This is a genomic window from Psychrobacillus sp. FSL H8-0483 (genome assembly GCF_038637725.1).
GTDB lineage: Bacteria > Bacillota > Bacilli > Bacillales_A > Planococcaceae > Psychrobacillus.
Window position 1 is genome coordinate 3,754,604 of record NZ_CP152052.1, and the last position, 20,545, is coordinate 3,775,148.

21 protein-coding genes are annotated in these 20,545 nt (G+C 37.6%); 5 read left to right on the forward strand and 16 right to left on the reverse strand.

Features of this window, described 5'->3' with window-relative positions; genetic code table 11:
• Positions 1-244: 244 nt before the first annotated feature.
• The gene (locus tag MHB48_RS18335; RefSeq protein WP_342599289.1) at positions 245-1,780 is read right to left on the reverse strand and encodes an FAD-dependent oxidoreductase; all 1,536 of its coding nucleotides are present in this window, start codon (positions 1,778-1,780) and stop codon (positions 245-247) included.
• 91 nt (positions 1,781-1,871) lie between these two features.
• Here MHB48_RS18335 and MHB48_RS18340 point away from each other — a divergent pair, with 91 nt between their 5' ends.
• Positions 1,872-2,216: a DUF2500 domain-containing protein gene (locus tag MHB48_RS18340; protein ID WP_342599290.1), complete on the forward strand. Its 345-nt coding sequence runs from the start codon at positions 1,872-1,874 to the stop codon at positions 2,214-2,216.
• A gap of 87 nt (positions 2,217-2,303) precedes the next feature.
• Here the strand turns inward: MHB48_RS18340 and MHB48_RS18345 are convergent, their stop codons facing one another.
• The 3 genes from MHB48_RS18345 to MHB48_RS18355 form a co-directional block, all read right to left on the reverse strand.
• Positions 2,304-2,966: a DsbA family oxidoreductase gene (locus MHB48_RS18345; protein ID WP_342599291.1), complete on the reverse strand. Its 663-nt coding sequence runs from the start codon at positions 2,964-2,966 to the stop codon at positions 2,304-2,306.
• 201 nt (positions 2,967-3,167) lie between these two features.
• Positions 3,168-4,097 (reverse strand): manganese-dependent inorganic pyrophosphatase, encoded by a 930-nt coding sequence (locus tag MHB48_RS18350; RefSeq protein ID WP_342599292.1) that lies wholly within the window; start codon positions 4,095-4,097, stop codon positions 3,168-3,170.
• A gap of 272 nt (positions 4,098-4,369) precedes the next feature.
• Entirely contained in the window at positions 4,370-4,819 is a 450-nt protein-coding gene (locus MHB48_RS18355) for an Rrf2 family transcriptional regulator (protein WP_342599293.1), read from the reverse strand.
• Positions 4,820-5,003: 184 nt separating this feature from the next.
• Between MHB48_RS18355 and hmpA the strand changes: the two genes are divergently transcribed.
• Together hmpA and MHB48_RS18365 are read left to right on the forward strand one after the other, a co-directional pair.
• Positions 5,004-6,185: an NO-inducible flavohemoprotein gene (hmpA, locus tag MHB48_RS18360; RefSeq protein WP_342599294.1), complete on the forward strand. Its 1,182-nt coding sequence runs from the start codon at positions 5,004-5,006 to the stop codon at positions 6,183-6,185.
• A 147-nt stretch (positions 6,186-6,332) separates the two neighbouring features.
• Positions 6,333-7,151, forward strand: a complete 819-nt coding sequence (locus tag MHB48_RS18365; protein WP_342599295.1) for a GNAT family N-acetyltransferase — start codon at positions 6,333-6,335, stop codon at positions 7,149-7,151.
• 380 nt (positions 7,152-7,531) lie between these two features.
• Here the strand turns inward: MHB48_RS18365 and MHB48_RS18370 are convergent, their stop codons facing one another.
• From MHB48_RS18370 to MHB48_RS18385, 4 genes are all read right to left on the reverse strand, one after another.
• Positions 7,532-8,116 carry a DNA-3-methyladenine glycosylase gene (locus tag MHB48_RS18370; RefSeq protein WP_342599296.1) on the reverse strand — a complete coding sequence of 195 codons (585 nt, stop codon included), beginning with the start codon at positions 8,114-8,116 and terminating at the stop codon, positions 7,532-7,534.
• A 1-nt stretch (position 8,117) separates the two neighbouring features.
• A complete protein-coding gene (locus MHB48_RS18375) occupies positions 8,118-9,389 on the reverse strand; it encodes an acetyl-CoA hydrolase/transferase C-terminal domain-containing protein (RefSeq protein ID WP_342599297.1) in 1,272 nt (423 codons plus the stop codon).
• A gap of 21 nt (positions 9,390-9,410) precedes the next feature.
• Entirely contained in the window at positions 9,411-9,950 is a 540-nt protein-coding gene (locus tag MHB48_RS18380; RefSeq protein ID WP_342599298.1) for a DNA topology modulation protein, read from the reverse strand.
• A 100-nt stretch (positions 9,951-10,050) separates the two neighbouring features.
• The gene (locus MHB48_RS18385; protein ID WP_342599299.1) at positions 10,051-11,262 is read right to left on the reverse strand and encodes an MFS transporter; all 1,212 of its coding nucleotides are present in this window, start codon (positions 11,260-11,262) and stop codon (positions 10,051-10,053) included.
• 174 nt (positions 11,263-11,436) lie between these two features.
• Between MHB48_RS18385 and thrC the strand changes: the two genes are divergently transcribed.
• Positions 11,437-12,492: a threonine synthase gene (gene thrC / locus MHB48_RS18390; RefSeq protein ID WP_342599300.1), complete on the forward strand. Its 1,056-nt coding sequence runs from the start codon at positions 11,437-11,439 to the stop codon at positions 12,490-12,492.
• Positions 12,489-13,415, forward strand: coding sequence for a homoserine kinase (thrB, locus tag MHB48_RS18395; protein ID WP_342599301.1), 927 nt, complete (start codon positions 12,489-12,491; stop codon positions 13,413-13,415). The genes thrC and thrB overlap by 4 nt, the downstream gene beginning before the upstream one ends.
• 19 nt (positions 13,416-13,434) lie before the next feature.
• Here the strand turns inward: thrB and zupT are convergent, their stop codons facing one another.
• From zupT to MHB48_RS18435, 8 genes are all read right to left on the reverse strand, one after another.
• On the reverse strand, positions 13,435-14,244 hold the full coding sequence (gene zupT, locus MHB48_RS18400; RefSeq protein ID WP_342599302.1) for a zinc transporter ZupT: 810 nt from the start codon (positions 14,242-14,244) through the stop codon (positions 13,435-13,437).
• Positions 14,245-14,329: 85 nt separating this feature from the next.
• Positions 14,330-14,980, reverse strand: coding sequence for a uracil-DNA glycosylase (locus tag MHB48_RS18405; protein ID WP_342599303.1), 651 nt, complete (start codon positions 14,978-14,980; stop codon positions 14,330-14,332).
• A gap of 46 nt (positions 14,981-15,026) precedes the next feature.
• Entirely contained in the window at positions 15,027-15,638 is a 612-nt protein-coding gene (locus MHB48_RS18410; protein WP_342599304.1) for a phosphatase PAP2 family protein, read from the reverse strand.
• Positions 15,639-16,539: 901 nt separating this feature from the next.
• On the reverse strand, positions 16,540-16,782 hold the full coding sequence (locus MHB48_RS18415; RefSeq protein ID WP_342601428.1) for an antibiotic biosynthesis monooxygenase: 243 nt from the start codon (positions 16,780-16,782) through the stop codon (positions 16,540-16,542).
• Positions 16,779-17,780, reverse strand: a complete 1,002-nt coding sequence (locus tag MHB48_RS18420) for a siderophore ABC transporter substrate-binding protein (protein ID WP_342599305.1) — start codon at positions 17,778-17,780, stop codon at positions 16,779-16,781. The genes MHB48_RS18415 and MHB48_RS18420 overlap by 4 nt, the downstream gene beginning before the upstream one ends.
• 20 nt (positions 17,781-17,800) lie before the next feature.
• Complete coding sequence (locus tag MHB48_RS18425; RefSeq protein WP_342599306.1) at positions 17,801-18,562, reverse strand: ABC transporter ATP-binding protein; 762 nt, start codon at positions 18,560-18,562, stop codon at positions 17,801-17,803.
• Positions 18,559-19,512: an iron chelate uptake ABC transporter family permease subunit gene (locus tag MHB48_RS18430; protein WP_342599307.1), complete on the reverse strand. Its 954-nt coding sequence runs from the start codon at positions 19,510-19,512 to the stop codon at positions 18,559-18,561. Before MHB48_RS18430 ends, MHB48_RS18425 begins: the two co-directional genes overlap by 4 nt.
• Positions 19,505-20,455, reverse strand: coding sequence for an ABC transporter permease (locus MHB48_RS18435; protein ID WP_342599308.1), 951 nt, complete (start codon positions 20,453-20,455; stop codon positions 19,505-19,507). Before MHB48_RS18435 ends, MHB48_RS18430 begins: the two co-directional genes overlap by 8 nt.
• Positions 20,456-20,545 lie beyond the last annotated feature (90 nt).

The window sequence follows — 20,545 nt, forward strand, 5'->3', positions numbered from 1 at the left end:
AAAACCTCATTTAAACGCACAATTTAATCACTACTTTCATACCATCCACTTTATCCTTTTATATACAATTTGACTCACTCTTGAATCTTTTACATCTAGGTAAAAATACTTAATGAAGTATAAAATAAATAGAATCTTTTTCTCATACAAATGCTCCTATTGTCAGTGTCATCTTAATTGTTCCAACAAGTTGATCACAATATAACAGAAACGCTCCCTATCCACTTTGGATAAGGAGCGTCTTTCATTCCGTATATTCTATTTTCTCCAATGGCTCATATGCTGGACCTTCCAGCACTTCTCCGGTGTATGTATATCTAGAGCCGTGACAAGGGCAGTCCCATGAGCTTTCTGCATTGTTAAATGCAACATCACAGCCGAGATGCGTACATACCGGTTTTACTAAATATACTTTGCCCGCATCATCTTTGTAGGCGCCTACTTTTTGGCCATTGAGCTTGATAATATCCCCCGTGCCTGTTTGTAAGTCCTCTAGCGTAAGATTAACCTTTTCTGTTTTACCTTTAATAAGCTCTTTTGCTACATTTGCATTTGTTTTGGCAAAGGCAGTGATATCTTCTTTTTTCATTTTCGATCTCGTTGGAGCATAAAGCTCCGCAAAGCGATTGTCTTTCCCCATTACATGGTCTGCCATAATTTTGGCGGCTACGGCACTATTTGTCATACCCCATTTGGCGTATCCCGTTGCAACTAATACATCAGGCAGCCCCGATGTCATAGACCCAACATAAGGAAGCTGATCGAGTGTCACTAAGTCCTGTGCAGACCAACGATAGGCATACCTTTTTATTTTGAATTGCTCACGACCAAACGCCGCCAGTGCCTCAAAATTAGCAATCGTATCTCCTTGAAATCTACCGGTAATATGCCCTTCTCCACCTAGGAGCATATACCTTTTCCCATCAGAACCTAACGCTGTTCGAATGGATCTAGTTGGTTTTTCTACATTAATATATATTCCTTTTGGATAATTTGCTTCTGTAGGAGTCGCGAGTACATACGATTTTTCTGAATACATTTTAGTAAAATAAAGACCATCTTCATCATTAAAAGGAAAATGACTGCATACTAATATTTTCTTCGCACGTATTTCATTGCCATCTACCATTTCCACTAGATTTTTTGAATGAATCGATTTCGCACGTGACCCCTCGAAAAATTGAACACCATTTTCAATCGCTTTCTCCATTAATCCCTTCGCATATTTTAGCGGATGAAATTGCCCCTGGTTTTCTAACTTTAAAGATTCTTTCACGGTATATGGAAGACCTGTATCTTTTGTAAGGGTTACTCCCTCGATTCCTAGCCTGATGTAGGCATCCATTTCTTTCTGAAGTATTTCCACACCATCTGCTGTATCCGCATATAAAAAAGCATCTACCTTTTCATAGTTACAATGAATTCCTAATTCAGACACCGTTTGTTCAATGAAATGTTTCGCTTCGTTATTTGCTTCATAATATAATCTCGCATCCACATCTCCGAATGTATTGATCAACTGTTGATAGATTGGCCCATGTTGAACCGTAACCTTTGCTGTAGTGAAACCGGTTGTCCCCTCTAACACTTTACTTCCTTCTACTACCATTACTTTTCGTCCACTTTTACTCAGCATGTAAGCTGCTGTAATTCCAGTAAGACCTGCACCAATAATAACAACATCTGTCTCTACACTTTCACTTAATTTCGGAAACATTGGAAAATCGTTTGTTACTCGCCAATATGATTGTGATTCACTCGGTAATATTGTGTCTGGCATTATCTTTCCTCCTTTCTTACAGTGTCTATCTATTAACGAAACTTTATTCAATTGGAATCGTATAAATTAAAAGAAGTAAAGGAGGGATATCATGGATTTATTTTATATAATGAGTACAATGGGACCTATATTTTTTATGATTATTTTTGGACTAATTATTTTTACGTTTATCAAAGGGATTGGCGAATGGAATAAAAACAATAACTCTCCCAAGCTATCTGTACCTGCTCAAGTAGTAACAAAGCGCACGAAAACAAGTGGTGGGTCTGGAAATAGTTCTGCCTCTACCTCCTATTTCGCAACATTTCAAGTAGACAGTGGAGATCGAATGGAACTAAAACTAAGTGGCCGAGAGTATGGAATGCTTGCAGAAGATGATCTTGGAATCATATCTTTTCAAGGGACAAGATTTCTAAGCTTTGAGAGAAGAAATTAAAAAAATCCTCTTCCAATTTATACTGGGAGAGGATTTTATTCATTTAATTCTGGATAAGGATTTGTTACCGTATACTAATTTCTAGCATTATTTGGAAGAGGAAATGTTTTCTTCTTCGGCAATCTTATTCAAAGCACCAACGAATGTTTCCAAAGGCTGTGCACCAGAAATGGCATATTTATCATTCAATACAAAAAACGGAACACCGCGAACGCCAATTTCGCCTGCTCTTGCGATATCTGCTTGCACCTCAGTTAAATAATCATCGGAATTGAGTACTTTATCTGCTTCGTCTCTAGGTAATCCAATAGATTCGATCAGATCTAAAAGGACCTCATCTTTTCCAATCTCTTTTGCTTCAATGAAATATGCTTGAAGCAATAACTCGTTTGCCTCTTTCGCTTTCCCTTGTGCAGATGCCCATTTCACTAATCGATGTGCATCTAGCGTGTTTGCTGACTTCATTCCATCAAAATTATAATCTAGCCCAACTGTTTTTGCTTGCGCTACTACTTGAGCTGTCATTCCTTTTGCGCCTTCTATTGTGGAACCATATTTTTCAGCAAGCACTTCATATATACTCTTATCCGATGTTTTAGGTGTATGCGGGTCTAACTCAAAGCTTTTAAATTCAACCTCAGCTTGACTTGCAAAACCAGCTTGCTCTAAAGCTTCTTCTAAACGTCTTTTACCAATATAACAAAACGGACATACAAAATCTGACCATACTTCAATTTTCATCTCAATCACCTCACTACCATTGTATAGAGTCCATCACTTGAGTTCAAAATAATTGCTTAGAAAAGTTATTCTTCCAACTTTCATAAGTATTCTTTCAATACGCAGAGACATTCATCCAAAACTCGACACTATTCTTCCAATAATCACTAGTATCCATCCAAAACCACAAAAAATACCAAGAGAGAAAGGAACCCCCTTGGTATGAGTAAATTAGTTAGATAATGCTTCTGTCAACGCTGGTACTACTTGCTTTTTACGAGATACTACACCTTTTAATAGAGCAGTGTTGTTTTCAAATTTCGCACCAAATGCAGCTTCTGCTTTTAGCGCTACTTTACCAAGTGCTAGTGCTACAGAGTCGTTGTTAAGGATATCTGTTACGACGAAGAAGAACAAATCTAACTCTTTTTCTTGGATTTCACGTGTGATTAAGTCTTCTAGTTCTTCTTGGCGACCCATAACATCATTTACATCTACTGCATTTACTTGTGCGATGACTACTTTGTATTCGCCCATGCCGAATTCTTTAGCGTCTAAAGAAAGTAGATCTTCTAAGCTTTTATCGCTTAAATCTGCTCCCGCTTTCAGCATTGCTAGTCCATACTCTTCTGCATTTACGCCTGCGATTTTTTCAAGCTCACGTGCAGCTATAACATCTTCTTCTGTACATGTTGGTGATTTAAATAGTAGCGTATCTGAAACAATTGCAGAAAGCATTAATCCTGCAATATTTCCTGGGATATCTACGCCTTTTTCTTTATAAATTTTATTTAAAATAGTCGCTGTGCATCCTACTGGTTCTGCACGGTAGTATAAAGGATCCGCAGTTTCGAAGTTTGCAATACGGTGGTGATCAATTACTTCTGTTACATGCACTTCTTCGATGCCATCTGCACTTTGCTGTTTTTCATTGTGATCGACTAAGATTACTTTTGTCGCTTCATTTGCAACGTTTTCAATAATTCTTGGTGCTTCAAAACCGAATTTTTCTAAAGCAAATTTTGTTTCATTGCTTACTACACCTAATGCAACGGCTTCTGCCTCTACGCCAATTGCATTTTTTAAATATGCGTATACGATTGCAGATGTAATTGTGTCTGTATCTGGGTTTTTATGTCCAAAAACTAATACTTTTTCCATGAATAATCCTCCTAATCAATTATGCCTCGGCGTAATTGCGTCCAGATTTTGAATTGAGCTTAGGCCTGCGTAGTTAGCCGTTGTCGCATGGATGCGACGATTTTAGGCTAACATCATTCTAATACTCCTTTCAAAATCTGTGACATCCGCCGGAGACTTTAACTTTTTTCAGCCTGGGTTTGAAATAGTCAACATTTTGGCATCCATCTTGACACTTATAGAAGTGGAAGATTTCTGCTGAAAAAAGTTAATCAATTTCCGAATTTATTTTATCACACATCCTGCTGCTCATTGAAAAGTAAATTTGCTAATTGATGTTTTTGCTGTAAAAAATCAGCCATTGTATATTCATCCAATACTTTTATATACGCAATCAAAGCTCGATTCAAAGCACCTTTCAATCCACAAACAGGCGTTATTACACATCTATTGGTTTTACAATCAAAGCATTCAACTAGATGAAAATCGTCCTCTGTATGCCTGACAACTTGTCCTATATTAATAGCTTCCGGCTCCATCGCTAAACGAATGCCTCCGCCTCTTCCTCGTATCGTTTCGATATAACCGAGTTTCCCTAACTCATGTGTGACCTTCATCAAGTGATTCTTCGAAATACCATACGCATCAGAAATCGCTTGAATCGTCGAAAGTTCTTTTTTTTCTTTTGCACCTAGGTATATTAACACGCGAAGTGAGAAATCTGTATACATAGTTAATCTCATATTGCCACCGCCATTCTACCTTCTCATTATAACGACTATGACAAATTCGTGAAAGAAATGTGTCTGATTTATTACATGAAATTTAAAATGCACTTAAAGATGTATTTTAAATATTGCTTTAAAGAATCGTGAGGAGTATCGTAATAGTTGTAAATAACAAAACAAGAAAAGGACGTGTATTAATATGTTATCTCAACAAACAATTGATATCGTAAAATCTACAGCGCCTGTTTTAGAAATTCACGGAGTTGCTATTACAACTACTTTCTATAAAAATATGTTCGAAGCACATCCAGAACTATTAAATATATTTAATCATGCAAACCAAGCACAAGGACGTCAACAAACTGCTCTTGCGAATGCAGTATATGCAGCAGCAGTGCACATCGATAATCTAGCTGCAATCATTCCAGCGGTAAAACAAATCGGTCACAAACACGTAAGTCTTGGTATTAAACCAGAACACTATCCAATCGTTGGTGAACACTTACTTGGTGCAATTAAAGAAGTACTTGGCGATGCTGCAACAGACGATATTATCAATGCATGGGCAGAAGCTTATGGAGTAATCGCCAATGCATTCATCGGTATTGAGGAAGAAATGTACCTAGCAGCCGAATCAAAACAAGGTGGCTGGAGATTCTTTAAAGATTTCACTGTTGTCCATAAAGAAAAAGAAAGTGACAATATTACTTCTTTCTACTTAAAACCTGCAGATGGAAACATGCTACCTACTTATGAACCTGGTCAATTCATTACAATTCGAGTAAGCGTTCCAGGTGAAGAGTATTTACTAAACAGACAATATAGCTTATCAAAAGCTTCAGATGTAGAAACTTTCCGTATTTCGGTGAAAAAAGAAGATGAAAATGATCCAGCAGGAAAAGTTTCGGTTCACTTACACAACAATGTAAACGTGGGAGATACAGTAGAGCTTACTGCACCAGCTGGAGATTTCATTTTAGATCCAGAGAAAACAACTCCTGTAACATTTATAAGTGGTGGGGTTGGAATCACTCCTATGATGAGTATGTTCGAAACTATCGCGAAAAACCAACCTTCTCGAAAAGTTTCTTTCATTTATAGTGCACGTAACGAGAGCCTACATCCATTTGACAAAGATATTCGTTTTTTAATGGAAACAATGGAAGATGCAAAATATGTGCCGCTTTACTCAGATACTGAAGATGGATTTATTACAAAAGATGTATTAGCTACTCATGCCATTCAAAGTGGAGATGTATACGTTTGTGGACCAGTTGGGTTTATGGAAGCAATGATTAATCATTTACTAGAACTAGGCTTTGCAAATGAACAAATTCACTACGAATTCTTCGGTCCTGCCATGCAATTAGAGTTAGTTTAAAATTTCTCATATGATAAAACGTGTTACTTTGTATAGAGTAACACGTTTTTTTTATAGGAATTATTTAATGTATAATTATGCTTTTAGTAGTATTAATAGTTATTTGGAAATGCTATAATTATCCTATAATTCTTAATAAAAGAAGAAATGAGTGAAATATTCACAATGTCCAAACACTTCGAGAGCAAATACATACCCCTTTCTACTTTTTTTAAACAATCTACATCTAAAGAACTTACTTTAACCTATGATGAAATTGAGGCAATTATAGGACATGTTTTACCAAATGCTGCATACTTGAGCAGTAGTTGGTGGAAAAAAACAAAACCACCTGCTCTCCATTACTTTGCATGGGTAGATCATGGATATTCTATTAAGGATGTTACTTTAGGTAAATCTGTTCTTTTCCATAGTGTCTTACATGAGAAAGATGAACGAATTACGGATGAAAACAATCAACAGGATATTCTAGTTATTCGAGAAGCTGAACATGAAGATGCTCGCGCTTTTATTACCTTACAAGAAACAATTTTTGCCGAGACGGACTTTATGCTGTTTGGGAAGTCTGATATTCAACTAACCGTTCAAAGCATCCGAAAAAGTATGACTTCATGGAAAAACTCTCAAAACTCTATTTTACTTTTAGCTATAATGAATGGACAGTTTGCTGGTTACGTTAAGTTCATAGGAGGACCAGCTCCTCGCGCTTTGCATAGAGCCTCGGTAGTCATTGGTGTAAAACAACAGTTTGCTAAAAAAGGCATCGCTTCTTCCCTCATGATTCATGGAGAGAAATGGGCAAAAGAAGTGGGAATTTCAAAGCTAGAACTTACCGTGATTAAAGAGAATATCAATGCCCAAAAGCTCTATAAAAAACTGGGCTTTGAAAACGAGGGCATAAGAAAGAATGCACTTGTTATAAATGATCAAATTGTTGATGAATTTTACATGGGAAAACAAATCTAAGAGTATAGTAGGGACCGACCATGGTTGGGCCATTTTAATGAATGTTGCGAATTAACGATTATATGTTACACTTCAGCATTTTTCCTAATACAAAAAGGGGCTGTCCCTAAAGTCATACATTGACTGAGAGATGGTCCCTTTTCCAATGTATTGATTCCGTTCCAGACGGACGCTTTCCGCGGGCATGGCTTTAGTCTCCTCGTCGCTTTTGCTCCTGCGGGGCCTTCAGCTCACGCTATTCCCGCTGGAGTCGCCGTCTTCCACTATAATCAATTGCCTAAAAAAAATAGTAGTTTAATAAAAAGTATACAAAAAACAGGTGTAGAAAAAGACTAATTTTTCTACACCTGCTTCAATTTATGGGCTTATTGGACAGCCCCTCACCTTGTTTTCGATACATATGTGTTATTAGTTTCCCAGTATCTATAAGGATAGTGCACTGCCTCACCACTGTTCTCGATGCCTATTCTTGGACCAGTTGAAATCGATGTAACTTGCTCACCTTCTGCAATGTACAATGGCTTTTCACTCCAACACTTACCATAGTACTCCATCGAGATTGCCATCGCTTTTGTTAGTTTTCCAGGTCCGTTTGTCCACTGTTTCGTGGGTAGATTATTGCGGAACTCTTTCATTAGCTCTAGTCCTTCTATTGGTTCTACTGCTCGTATTAAAATGGCATTTGGGGTCCCAACTACACCAGATACGACGTTAATGAGCGTATGCGTATGCATTTGATAAGTGTAAATAAGTCCAGGCTCTCCAAACATTACTTCTGTACGTTTGGTTCTCCTGTTTCCAAAGCTATGTGCTGCTCTATCCTCCGCCCCCATATACGCTTCTGTTTCTACGATTTTTCCGATTAGTAAGCCACTGGTATGTTCGTGCACTATGTACTTTCCGATTAAATTTCCTGCAAGCTCTAACGTTGGTTGATGAAAAAAGGACATATCAATAGGTTTCACTTTAAATAAACCCCATTTTCTTCGCTTCGAATGTAAGCTCTTCTCGGAATTTTGGATGTGCAATAGATATAAGCTGCTTAGCACGCTCAGAAATTGGTTTCCCAAACATTTTGGCCACACCATACTCTGTTACAATCATATCAACGTCATTTTTAGAAGTCGTTACAACTGAACCAGGTGTAAGGCTTAGCTTAATACGGGAGAGTTCATCATTTTTAGCTGTAGACGTCATACAAACAAAGCCCTTCCCTTCTTTTGCAAACCGCACTCCACGAGCAAAGTCTGCTTGTCCACCAGAAGAAGAATAATACTTTCCAGCTACTGTTTCAGATGCACATTGTCCAAACAAATCCACTTCTGTTGTAGCATTAATCGAAACAATGCGTTCTTCCTTGGCAATTTCACGTGGGTCATTGACTATACTTACTGGTAAAAACTCCACTGCCGGATTATTATGCAAAAAGTTATAAAGCTTGTTGGATCCGAAAGCGAACGTTGCAATAATTTTTCCTTTATTAGTAAACTTATGTGTTCCGTCAATAGCACCAGCTTCTACTAGCTCCACGATTCCATCAACAAACATTTCTGTGTGAATACCTAAGTGTCGATGATCTTTTAGTAAACTAACTACTGCATTTGGTATTGAACCTATCCCAATCTGCAACGTATCACCATTTTGAATGGTCTCTGTCACAAATTCTGCAATCTTGATATCCTTTTCTTCAATTGGTGCTGCAATATCTTGCAATAAAGGACGATTATTTTCTACAAAACCAGCGATTTGACTAATGTGAATTTGGTTTTCCCCAAAAGTCCGAGGCATATGCTTATTTACTTCTAATATAAAGGGAACCGATCCAATAAATTCACTTACGATGTCCGCCTGTGTTCCCAATGAAAAATAGCCAAATTCGTCCATTGGCGACGCAACCGCCATAATCATCGAAAGATTCGTAGAGCTCTTCAAGATTCTCGGCACTTCATGAAAATGGTTGGGAACAAGATCAAGCATCCCCTGATGGAACATTTTTCTCGTAGCCCCACCTAAAAAATATGAAATATGCTTGAGTTTTCCAGGGAATGCGCCTTCTATATAATTTCTAGATTGTAACGCTAATAGTTGGTGTATCTTCACATTAGTTAATTCATCGGCATGTTCCTCTAAAATATCTAATAATTTATGTGGTTCTCCGTTTGCTAATGGGAGAATTATATCAGCATCTTTTGGAATGAATTCTATTAGTTGCTTATCTGTTAGTTGTTTGTTTTTCATGTCGGTGCACTCCTGTTGCTATTAGATTTTCCCAGTTTGAATCGTTGGCGCAGTATCTAGAAAAGCTTTTACTTCCTTTGGATTTTGCAATATGCATATATCAACTTGTTTTGTTTCTCTTAATATTTTTAATGTACCAGGACGGACATCCTTTGGAAAACGCCACACCCATTTGACAAACTCCATGTCTATTTTTTCATTACAGCCTGGTGCCATATCAGGACGAGTTTTTCCTCTGTGAACCCATGCTCTTTTTAAAATGCGATACATACAGAGGACTTTTGGGAAGTCTAGAAAGATTATTAAATCAGCGTATTTCGCTCTTAATTCTAAAGTAGAGTCAAAGTTCCCATCCATGATCCACTCATCTTCTTCTAGTGTCATTTTAATTTTTTTCAGAAACTCAGGCTTCGGAGTAGGAACCCATCCTGCGTTCCAAAAAAGCGCATCTAAATGGACGAGAGGTAAATTCCACTTTTCCGCAAGCTTTGTTGATAAAGTAGACTTTCCAGCACCACTTGAACCGATAATTAGTATTCGTTTATGTTTCAGTTGCTCCAAACCCTACACCCCTTTGATTAGCCATTCTTACATATTACTATGTTTCCATCCTGAGACAAAACAAAAGCCCGCTCCATTTAAAGGGAGCAGGCTTATTCACTTATTCTAATTCAACTTGTTTCGTTTCTGTACCAAGGAGTAATACTGCTAACACTCCAATGACAATGGCAATACAGAAAATCCCGAAAATCCATCCAATTTCATATCCTGCAGTAACAAGTGAACCAACTAATAATGGTCCAAGAATCCCTCCAATACGCCCGACAGAAGCAGCCATTCCTGAGCCTGTTGCACGAATAACAGTTGGATACTGTTCTGGCGAATATGCATATAAAGCTCCCCAAGCTCCTAAATTAAAGAATGAAAGAAGCATACCAGAAATCAGGAGCAATGTAGTTGATTCTGCAGACCCAAATACAAAGGCACTTGCTGCAGTACCAAGTAAATACGTAACTAACACAAATTTTCTTCCCGCTTTTTCGATTAACCAAGCAGCAGAGAAGTAACCTGGCAATTGAGCTAGTGTCATAATTAACACGTATTCAAAGCTTTTAATAAGTGTAAATCCTTTTATCACCATAACACTCGGCAACCATAAGAACATTCCATAGTAAGAAAATACAACCGTAAACCAAACAATCCAAAGCATAAACGTTCGTTTTGCATATTTTTTGGACCAAACTTCTTTTATATTTTGAAGAATCGATCTAGATTCTGTTTTTTTGGAAGTGTATTGCGGTGAATCTGGCAGTTTTATACGCAAATAGATTGCGTAAAAAGCAGGTAAAGCAGTAATAAGTAAAGCGATTCTCCAGCCGTAATCCGGAATGATAAAGTATGCAATAAGCGCGGAAGCTAACCAACCAGCTGCCCAGAAACTTTCTAGTAATACAACTACACGTCCTCTTTCTTTTGCTTCCACACTCTCAGATACTAGAGTAGATGCAACTGGCAGTTCCCCACCAAGCCCCATACCAACGAAAAATCGTAAAATTAAAAATGCCAATAAGGTAGTGGTAAGAGCAGATAATCCACTTGCAATCGAGAACATTAATAATGTAATCATAAATACTTTTTTACGTCCTACTTTGTCAGCAAAAACGCCAAATACTAGAGCACCAACTGCCATCCCAATAGAGTTAACACTACCTATCCACCCCATCTCTCCTGGCGTTAAGTTCCACTCTACCGCAAGTGCGGCGATAACGAATGAAAGAATACCAACATCCATCGCATCAAACATCCATGCAAGACCAGCAATTCCAAGTAATTTATTTTTTGATAGTGGTTTTTGTTGCTTCACTGTTGTCATTTTTTACTCCTGTCTTTACACCTGTAATGTTTTTTGTTTACATGTTTAGTATACGCATTGAATAGTAAACTTACAATAGAAAATTAATCTTGTTTTTTATATTTTATTAAGGTAAAATGTCCTTTATAGAAATACATATGTTTATTCAAGGAGAACAGAGAGGCGGATTACATTATGGCTTGGCAAGGACTTATTGAACAGTATAAAGAATATTTACCTGTAACAGAGAAAACACCTAAACTATCATTACTCGAGGGAAATACGCCTCTTATTAAACTAGATAACTTGTCAAAAGAACTTGGAATTGAGCTTTACGGAAAAGTGGAAGGTGCAAATCCGACTGGTTCATTTAAAGATAGAGGAATGGTATTCGCTGTTGCAAAAGCAATCGAAGAAGGAAGCGAATGTGTTATTTGTGCTTCTACAGGAAACACTTCCGCTGCCGCTGCTGCATACGCTGCTCGTGCAGGAATAAAATCCATCGTTGTGATTCCGAAAGGGAAAGTAGCCCTTGGAAAATTAGCACAAGCATGCATGTACGGTTCTAAGATTATTGAAATTGATGGAAACTTTGATGACGCACTACAAATCGTTCGTAACGTAAGTGAAACAACTCCAGTGTCACTTGTTAACTCAGTCAATCCATATCGTATAGAAGGTCAAAAAACAGCTGCTTTTGAAATTGTAGACGCCTTAGGCTCATCTCCAGACTTTTTATGTATTCCAGTGGGAAACGCGGGTAATATTAGCGCTTATTGGAAAGGATTTAAAGAATATAATGAAGTAAAACAATCTGGTTTACCAAAAATGTTTGGTTTTGAAGCAGAAGGTTCCGCTGCAATCGTACAGGGTGCACCGATTGCTAACCCTGAAACAGTTGCAACTGCTATTCGTATTGGGAATCCCGCAAGCTGGTCTTTAGCAGAAGCGGCTCGTGACGAATCTGGTGGTATTATTGATTCTGTGACAGATGAAGAAATTTTAAACGCGTATCAGTTGATTGCTAGTCGAGAAGGTATTTTTGTAGAACCAGGATCAGCCGCTTCTTTAGCAGGCGTTATCAAATCTGTAAACGGTGGAAAAATTCCCGCTGGCAGCAAAGTAGTTACAGTGTTTACTGGTAATGGGTTAAAAGATCCGGATACTGCAATGCAAGTTTCTACAGTTGACTTAGTATCTTTACAAAATGACGAGGAAGCAATTCGTCAATATATTGAGGGAATACTATGAGTAAAAAATGGTCTATTTCAATACCTGCAAGTACTGCGAACTTAGGCCCTGGTTTTGATTCAATCGGAATTGCATTAGATAAATACCTAGAACTTGAAGTGGAATTAGCTGTTGAATGGAAGATTGATAACTTATCAGAAAATTTACCTATTGTCCCAAATCCACAGGACCATTTAATTGTTCAAGCAGCTCAAAAAACAGCTCAAATGCACGGCCTAATTTTACCAGCGTGTCATGTGAAAGCGAGTAGTGAAATTCCACTTGCACGTGGTATGGGAAGCAGCGCTTCTGCCATTGTTGCTGGAATAGAACTAGCAAATCAAGTCCTAGCGCTCGAGCTTTCTTCGCATGATAAATTAAAGGTAGCGACTCTAATGGAGGGTCACCCGGATAATGCGGCAGCTTCCATATTTGGAGGCTTTACCATCTCTTCTAGTGCAGAAAATGGAGAGATTCATGTTTTTCATGCGTACCATATTGATGCATCTTTTGTTTTATTCATTCCTAATTTTGAATTAAAAACAGAAGCAGCAAGAAATGTGCTACCTGAAAGCTATACACGCAAAGTTTCGGCACAGGCAAGTGCTACAGCAAACTTATTAACAGCTGCTTTTCTTTCCCAATCCTTTGAGCAAGCTGGCATTTATATGGAGCAGGATTTATTTCATGAACCATATCGACTCGATCTGATTCCTCAAAGTAGAGAGATAAAAGCTCAAGCCAAAAAAGCAGGAGCATTTGGCACTTGTATAAGTGGAGCAGGTCCTACGCTTCTATCTCTTGTCCAAAAAGGCACAGAAGAAGAGTTCGTCTCCAAGTTAAACGGAATCTTCCCTGATTTTGACCTTGTACCCGTAACGATCAATCGAACAGGAATTGTTGTATCAAAAAATAAAAAAGGCAGTGCGATTCTCGTTCATTGAGAATTGCACTGCCTTTTCTTTATGCTAATAATACTAGACTAATAGCCATCACCATCATTCCAGCGATAACGCCGTAGATAGAAGAATGTGCTTCATCATACTTTTTAGCAGCCGGTAATAAACCGTCTAATGAAACAAACACCATAATTCCTGCTACTGCAGCGAATACAACTCCAAACATAACTCCATTTAAATACGGCATTAATATTAAGTAAGCGAGAAAAGCTCCTACTGGTTCTGCAAGGCCTGATAGAAAGGATAACTTAAATGCTTTTTTACGACTTCCAGTAGCATAGTAAATCGGAACTGCAACCGCTATCCCTTCAGGAATATTATGGATTGCGACTGCAATAGCGATTGCTATCCCCAGATTAGGGTCTTGCAGTGCAGACACAAATGTAGCAATGCCTTCTGGGAAGTTATGAATGCCAACTGCAAGGGCTGTAAAAACACCCATTTTCATCAGCTTAGTATACTCAGCATTGCTTGGCTCTACATCCATATCCTCGACGCTCTTCACTTCATGAGGATTACCTAGCTTAGGTAATAGACGGTCTATTGCCGCTATGAAAATCATTCCACCAAAAAAACCAACGATCGTCATCCAATATCCGTTTGTTGCTCCAAGCTCTACTACTAATGCATCTTTAGCCTTTACAAAAATTTCAACTAAGGATACGTATATCATAACTCCCGCAGAAAAACCTAATGCGACAGATAAAAACTTCGTATTTGTTCGGGAAGTCAACAAGGATAGTAAACTCCCAATACCTGTTGCGAGGCCAGCAAATAATGTGAGTAATAATGCAAAAATTACATTTTCATCCATTGACCCAACTTCTTTCTATATTCATTTTAATCTATTATACGCAACTTGTTTCCCTTGCGCAACTTTTTTTAACTGAAGAAAGTATCTAATTTTTCGAAGTGAATATATAATTCCCTATTTTCAGCCAATCTTCTGTTAAAAAATCTCGATTAGAAGGACGATAAAATACAGAAGCAGGATGGTAGGTTGGAATAATAACATAGTTCTCTGTAGACCAAACATATTCGGTTGAGTCGAGCGATTTTAGATGTCGTATAGGACGATTCAAAATTTGACCATGGAGTTCGGATACTTTTTCCCCTTTACCAAGTAAACGTTGCAGGCCTACATTACCCAACGTGACAATTACCATAGGAGCTATATGTTGTAACTCATAATCTAGAATAGGGGCATGCGCTACGATTTCTTGCTGTGTAGGAGGACGATTATATTTTCTTTTCGTTATTTCTCCGTTTCTTGCCTTCTTTTCTCTCCATACATACGGACGACTTCGCACTGCACTTGTCATATATACATCATCTCTTGATAATCCTATGCTAGTAAGTGATTTATTTAATTCTTCCCCTGCCCTTCCGATAAACGGCACTCCTTGTATCGCCTCATTTTCTCCAGGTGCCTCTCCAATTAACATTAGAGTTGGTTTTTTCGGACCTTTTCCTTTCACAAAGCCTTCTACCGGGAATCCTTCTATTCTATTTATGCATAGTTCCATTAATTCCTTAGGTAATTGAAACATTTGATGTCGCTCCTTATAAAAAAATCCTCTCCATATAGGAAAGGATTTAGATTTCATTCGTTTTAGAAATTCTCTTTCTATATTCATACCACAATGCAACAATTACAAACCAAGTATAACCAACCATCCATCCTGCGAATACATCAGACGCATAATGACGATATTCCGCAATGCGAGACAAACCAATCATAGTCGTAAGTATGACTGCTCCGCTCCATATTAGCACCCGTATTTTTTTATTTGACTGCTCCTCTGTTAGAAAATAAGCGATTGTAAATACATAGAGTAATCCAACCATTGCATGCCCAGAAGGAAAACTAAAGCTCTCTAATTGATGAGGAACATCTGGTCGATCTCGCTGAACCCATTTTTTAATTAATTGGTTCAGAACATTTCCAACTCCAACAGCAAATAAAACAAAGAGCATGCCACGATAATTTTTTGAACGTCCCCATAAATAGACAAGTAAAACTAGCATTACTACAACAACCAGTTTTGTTTCGCCTAAATAGTGAAAGGCTATAATTAGTTGATTGCCCCCTAATAAATTTGCCATTTTATGATCAAGTTGAATTATTTCATCTCTAGTAAAGTTTATAAATAATGCCGCAAATCCTAACAATGTTACCAAACCAAGTGGATAAAACCATTTTTTCACTGTATCCCCACTCCTTTCAAACGTATTCATGACAAAAGTATAGACTACATTTTAACTATGTACAATGGAAAGAAGTATGCATAATGAGTTCGCCATATAGAGATACTGCGTCTTAATAAGCTCTGTTATGTGACCGCTAGGATTTTCGCTACAGGCGGACGCTTTCCGCGGGGTGAGCGATGAGCCTTCACCGCCGCTTCGCGTACGTTGTGAAGTCTCATCTGTCTCACTTTATCCCTCCAGAGTCGCCGCCTCCGCTGCAATCAATGGGTACCTCTTGCTAATTTAGCGTCTGCATTTATCAGAGATTTAAATAGATCAGATCCAATTGCACTGTTTATTCAAACTGATTAGAAAATTCTGTCTCCAAATAAGGGGAGTAAGGGGAGCATTTATTAGCATAAAGTTCATTTCATTCAGCCATTTATTGTAATAAACTCCCGTAATCATTGCCGTCTCACTTCAAGTAAACTTGTTAGATTAAGGAATTGCTTGCTTTCCGAATCGGATTGATTGCTTTCAATGAACGAATTGTTTCCCTACGCCATTTTTTGGGATTCATGCATTTGAAAAACTGGATAAAATTTTGTTTTAGCGAGTCGATACTGATAATTATGCAATTTCGGTGGATTGTAGCGGAAGGGCGGCGACTCCAGCCGGATGAGTGAGACAGATAAGCCATCGCAGGCGAACGCTTAAGCGTCGGCGATGGCTTATCGCTCACCCGGCGGAAAGCGTCCGCCCTGAAGCGGAAATCCTATGCGGAAACTTCTTACGACGCATTATTTCTAAAAAGTGGCATACCTTAAGTTGTTTGGAGAAAACTATTGGCATAACATTAATCTTATAATTTCCTAATCCACAAAAAAATCCACGAGAATCAATTCCTCGTGGATTTCTATTATTTACTTACTTTTAACTCGTATAGACCGCCGCTGGATTCAATAATATGATCGGGGCTCTTTTCCCAATTTTTCCAGTCTTGCTCTGATTCCCATGCCACTACGACTAGAACCTCTTCTTCACCGCGACGTACCTTTTTTACAAGTACTTCAAGCTTTACAAAGCCTGATTGCTTTTCGATAAGCCCTTCACCATGAAAACGGTCAGCGAAAAGTTGGGAAGTTCCTTCATTAACAATTATTTAATTGCCTCTAAAACTGCATCAATTTTAGCGTTTTCTGACTCAATACCACCACCTGATAAGTACCAAGCTTCTGGATCTAAGTAATATACTTTGCCATTTTTAACGGCATTTGTTTTACTTACGATTTCATTTTCAATCGCTGCTTTTGTACCAGATTCTCCTTCAATAGCTACTGCATCTCGATCAACAACGAATAAGATATCAGGGTTTTTCTCAAGCACATATTCATATGAAACGTTTTGACCATGTGTAGAAACTTCTAGGTTTTCATCAACCGCTTTAAAGCCATATACATCATGAATTACACCAAAACGTGAACCAGGACCGTATGCACTTAATTCTCCTTCAGAAGCAAGTACTACTAAAGCTTTTTCTTCTATACTTTCAGTTTTTCCTGCTAATTCTGCAACTTTTGCATCAATTTCTTCTAATGCTGCAGTTGCTTCTTCTTCTTTGCCGAACATTTTACCAGCTAATTCTGTATTAGCTTTAAAAGAGTTCATATAGTCAGTAGTATCTAATCCAACATAAACTGTTGGAGCAATTTTACTTAATTCTTCATAAGCATCTGCTTGTCGACCAGAAATGAAAATGACATCTGGGTTCATCATACTGATAGCTTCGAAATCTGGTTCTTTTAATGCTCCAGCATTTTTGTATGTAGCTTCATCTGCATATTTGCTTAAGTATGTCGGAAGGCTACTTGAAGATACCGAAGCTACATCAACTCCAAGTGCATCTAATGTATCTAAGAAACCATAGTCAAACACAACAACTGTTTCTGGTTTTGCATCAAGCGTAACTTCTTTATATCCCTCTGGTTGTGCAATTGTTAATGGGTAAACGGAAGCTTCTTCTGCTCCTCCAGTTGTTTCTTCAGCTGCTTTTTCATCTTTATTTGACACATCTTCTTTTGTTTCATCATTTGAACCACATGCTGCTAATACTAATAACAGTAATGCAAACATAATTGCTAAAAATTTATACTTTTTCATTTGTAAACTACTCCCTTTTCTTATGAATTAAAATATACACAAATGCGGCAGCTATTCATTTCTTGGATAGGAATATCCATATCATAAATCTCTTTAAGCGCATCCGAATTAATGATTTCATGTGTTGGCCCGTCTTTAATGACACGACCATCTTTTAATGCAACGATATAATCCGAATAAACGGAAGCAAAGTTAATATCGTGTAAAACTATTACAACTGTTTTACCAAGTTCTTCTACAAGCTTGCGAAGAATCTTCATAATTTGAACGGAATGCTTCATATCCAAATTATTTAATGGCTCATCTAACAATATATATTCTGTATCTTGCGCGATAACCATTGCAATGAAAGCACGCTGGCGTTGACCACCAGAAAGCTCGTCTAAATAATTATTCTCTAAATCAGATAAGTTCATATACTCAATTGCTTGATCGACCATTTTAGTATCCTCAGCGTTTAAACGGCCTTTTGAATAAGGAAAACGACCAAATGACACTAATTCACGAATGGTTAAACGCACATTCATATAATTCGATTGCTTTAAAATGGACACGCGTTTTGAAAACTCATCGGATTTCCATTTACGAACATTTGATTTATCTAGTAAAACTTCCCCTGTGTCTGCGTCCATTAAACGACTTACCATCGACAAAAGTGTAGATTTCCCAGCTCCATTAGGTCCAATAAACGAAGTAATTTTTCCTGACTGGATATTCACGCTAACATTGTCCACAACTGGCTTTTTAGCAAAATATTTGGTTACCTCTTTTACTTGGATCATGATGTAGCTCGACTCTCCTTTAATAATAAATAAATGAAGTAAATCCCACCGAGAAAGTTAATAATTACGCTAAGTGTTGTGTCGAATGTAAATATACGTTCAACAATCCACTGTCCGCCAATTAAAGCAATTAAACTCATTAAGCTTGCTCCCGTTATGAGTACTGAGTGTTTATAGGTGTTAAAGAATTGATAAGATAAGTTTGCAACGATTAATCCGAAGAATGTAATCGGACCAACTAGCCCTGTTGAAGTAGCAATTAATATAGCTGACAGAACTAGCATTCTTTTTACTATTTTGTCGTAATTCACACCTAGGTTAATGGCATTGTCTCGGCCTAATGACAATACATCCAACTCTCGAATAGTGCGCCATCCATACATAATCGATAACACAATAATGACCATTGCAATCCAAACCAAATCACCATTCACGTTATTAAAGCTTGCAAACATCTTATTTTGTAAGCTTGTAAACTCATTCGGATCTATTAGTACTTGAAGGAAAGTTGAAATACTTCCCAAAAAAGTTCCCATAATAATCCCAACAAGCAGCAAGAAATAGATTGGACGTTTCCCTGCGTTAAATAAAAAGCGATAAAGTAGAAGTGCAAAGACGATCATCGCTAAAACAGATATAAAGAAATTATAATTTTTGTTAATAACTAAAATCGACATCGACCCAAAGAAATAATAAATACAAGTTTGAACTAACATGTATAACGAGTCGAGCCCCATTACACTTGGAGTTAAAATTCGATTATGTGTAATTGTTTGGAAAATCACGGTTGAATATGCAATTGCTACGCCTGTAAGCGCCATCGCCAATACTTTAATCGCACGACGTGGAAGTGCATAATCATAACTTCCATTCAATCCTTGAAATAAATAAAGTATGATGGAAACCAAAACCAAAGCCAATAGTATGAGCATTTTTGTTCTGTTACGCATATGCTTTCCCCCTAAACAACAAGAATAGGAAGATTGCACTTCCGATTACACCAACCGTCATGCCAATCGGGATTTCATATGGGAAAATTATTACCCTACCTAAAATGTCGCATATTAACAAAAAAATGACTCCTAGCAATGCTGTATGTGGTAGCGTTTTTTCTAAATGGTCCCCTTTATAAATAGATACAATGTTTGGGATGATTAAACCTAAAAATGGGATCATTCCAACTGTCAAAACGACAGTGGTAGAAATTAATGCAACTAGGACCAAGCCTAAATTCAGCACTCTATTGTAAGATAGACCGAGGTTTCTTGCAAAATCCTCACCCATCCCAGCAACCGTAAAACGATTAGCATAGAAATAAGCAATTATAAGTACAGGTACACTTATGTAAAGCAGTTCGTATCTGCCTTTTAATATTAAGGAGAAGTCTCCTTGTAGCCAGACAGTAATATTTTGAATAATATTTGCTTTGTAAGCAAAAAACGTCGTAATGGAAGCTAATATGTTTCCGAACATCAGACCAACAAGCGGAACAAATATTGCATCTTTAAATTTAATCCGATTTAATATTTGCATGAAAAGCAATGTTCCTGCTAAAGCAAATATAAATGCAAACGAAATCTTTTGCATATACGTTGCATTTGTGAATACCATCATCGAGATTAAAATCCCTAAGCGAGTAGCATCAAGTGTACCAGCTGTTGTTGGGGATACAAATTTATTTCTACTAAGACTCTGCATAATAAGCCCTGCAATACTCATCCCTGCTCCTGCAAGTATTATGGCAATTAGTCTTGGTAATCGGCTTATGAGAAATATTTGCGTCTCTTCCGAAGTAAAATCCAACAAATCCATTGGTGATATTCTCGTAACACCAACAAAAAGAGATAAGAGAGAAAGTGCGACTAGTGCAATTACAAGATATCTTTTTTTCATAACTATCCTCAACATTCTATTTGTGAAAGGGCGATAGTGAAAATCATTATCATTTACTCACAGTTTTTATTATAGCACCTTGCCTTAGCA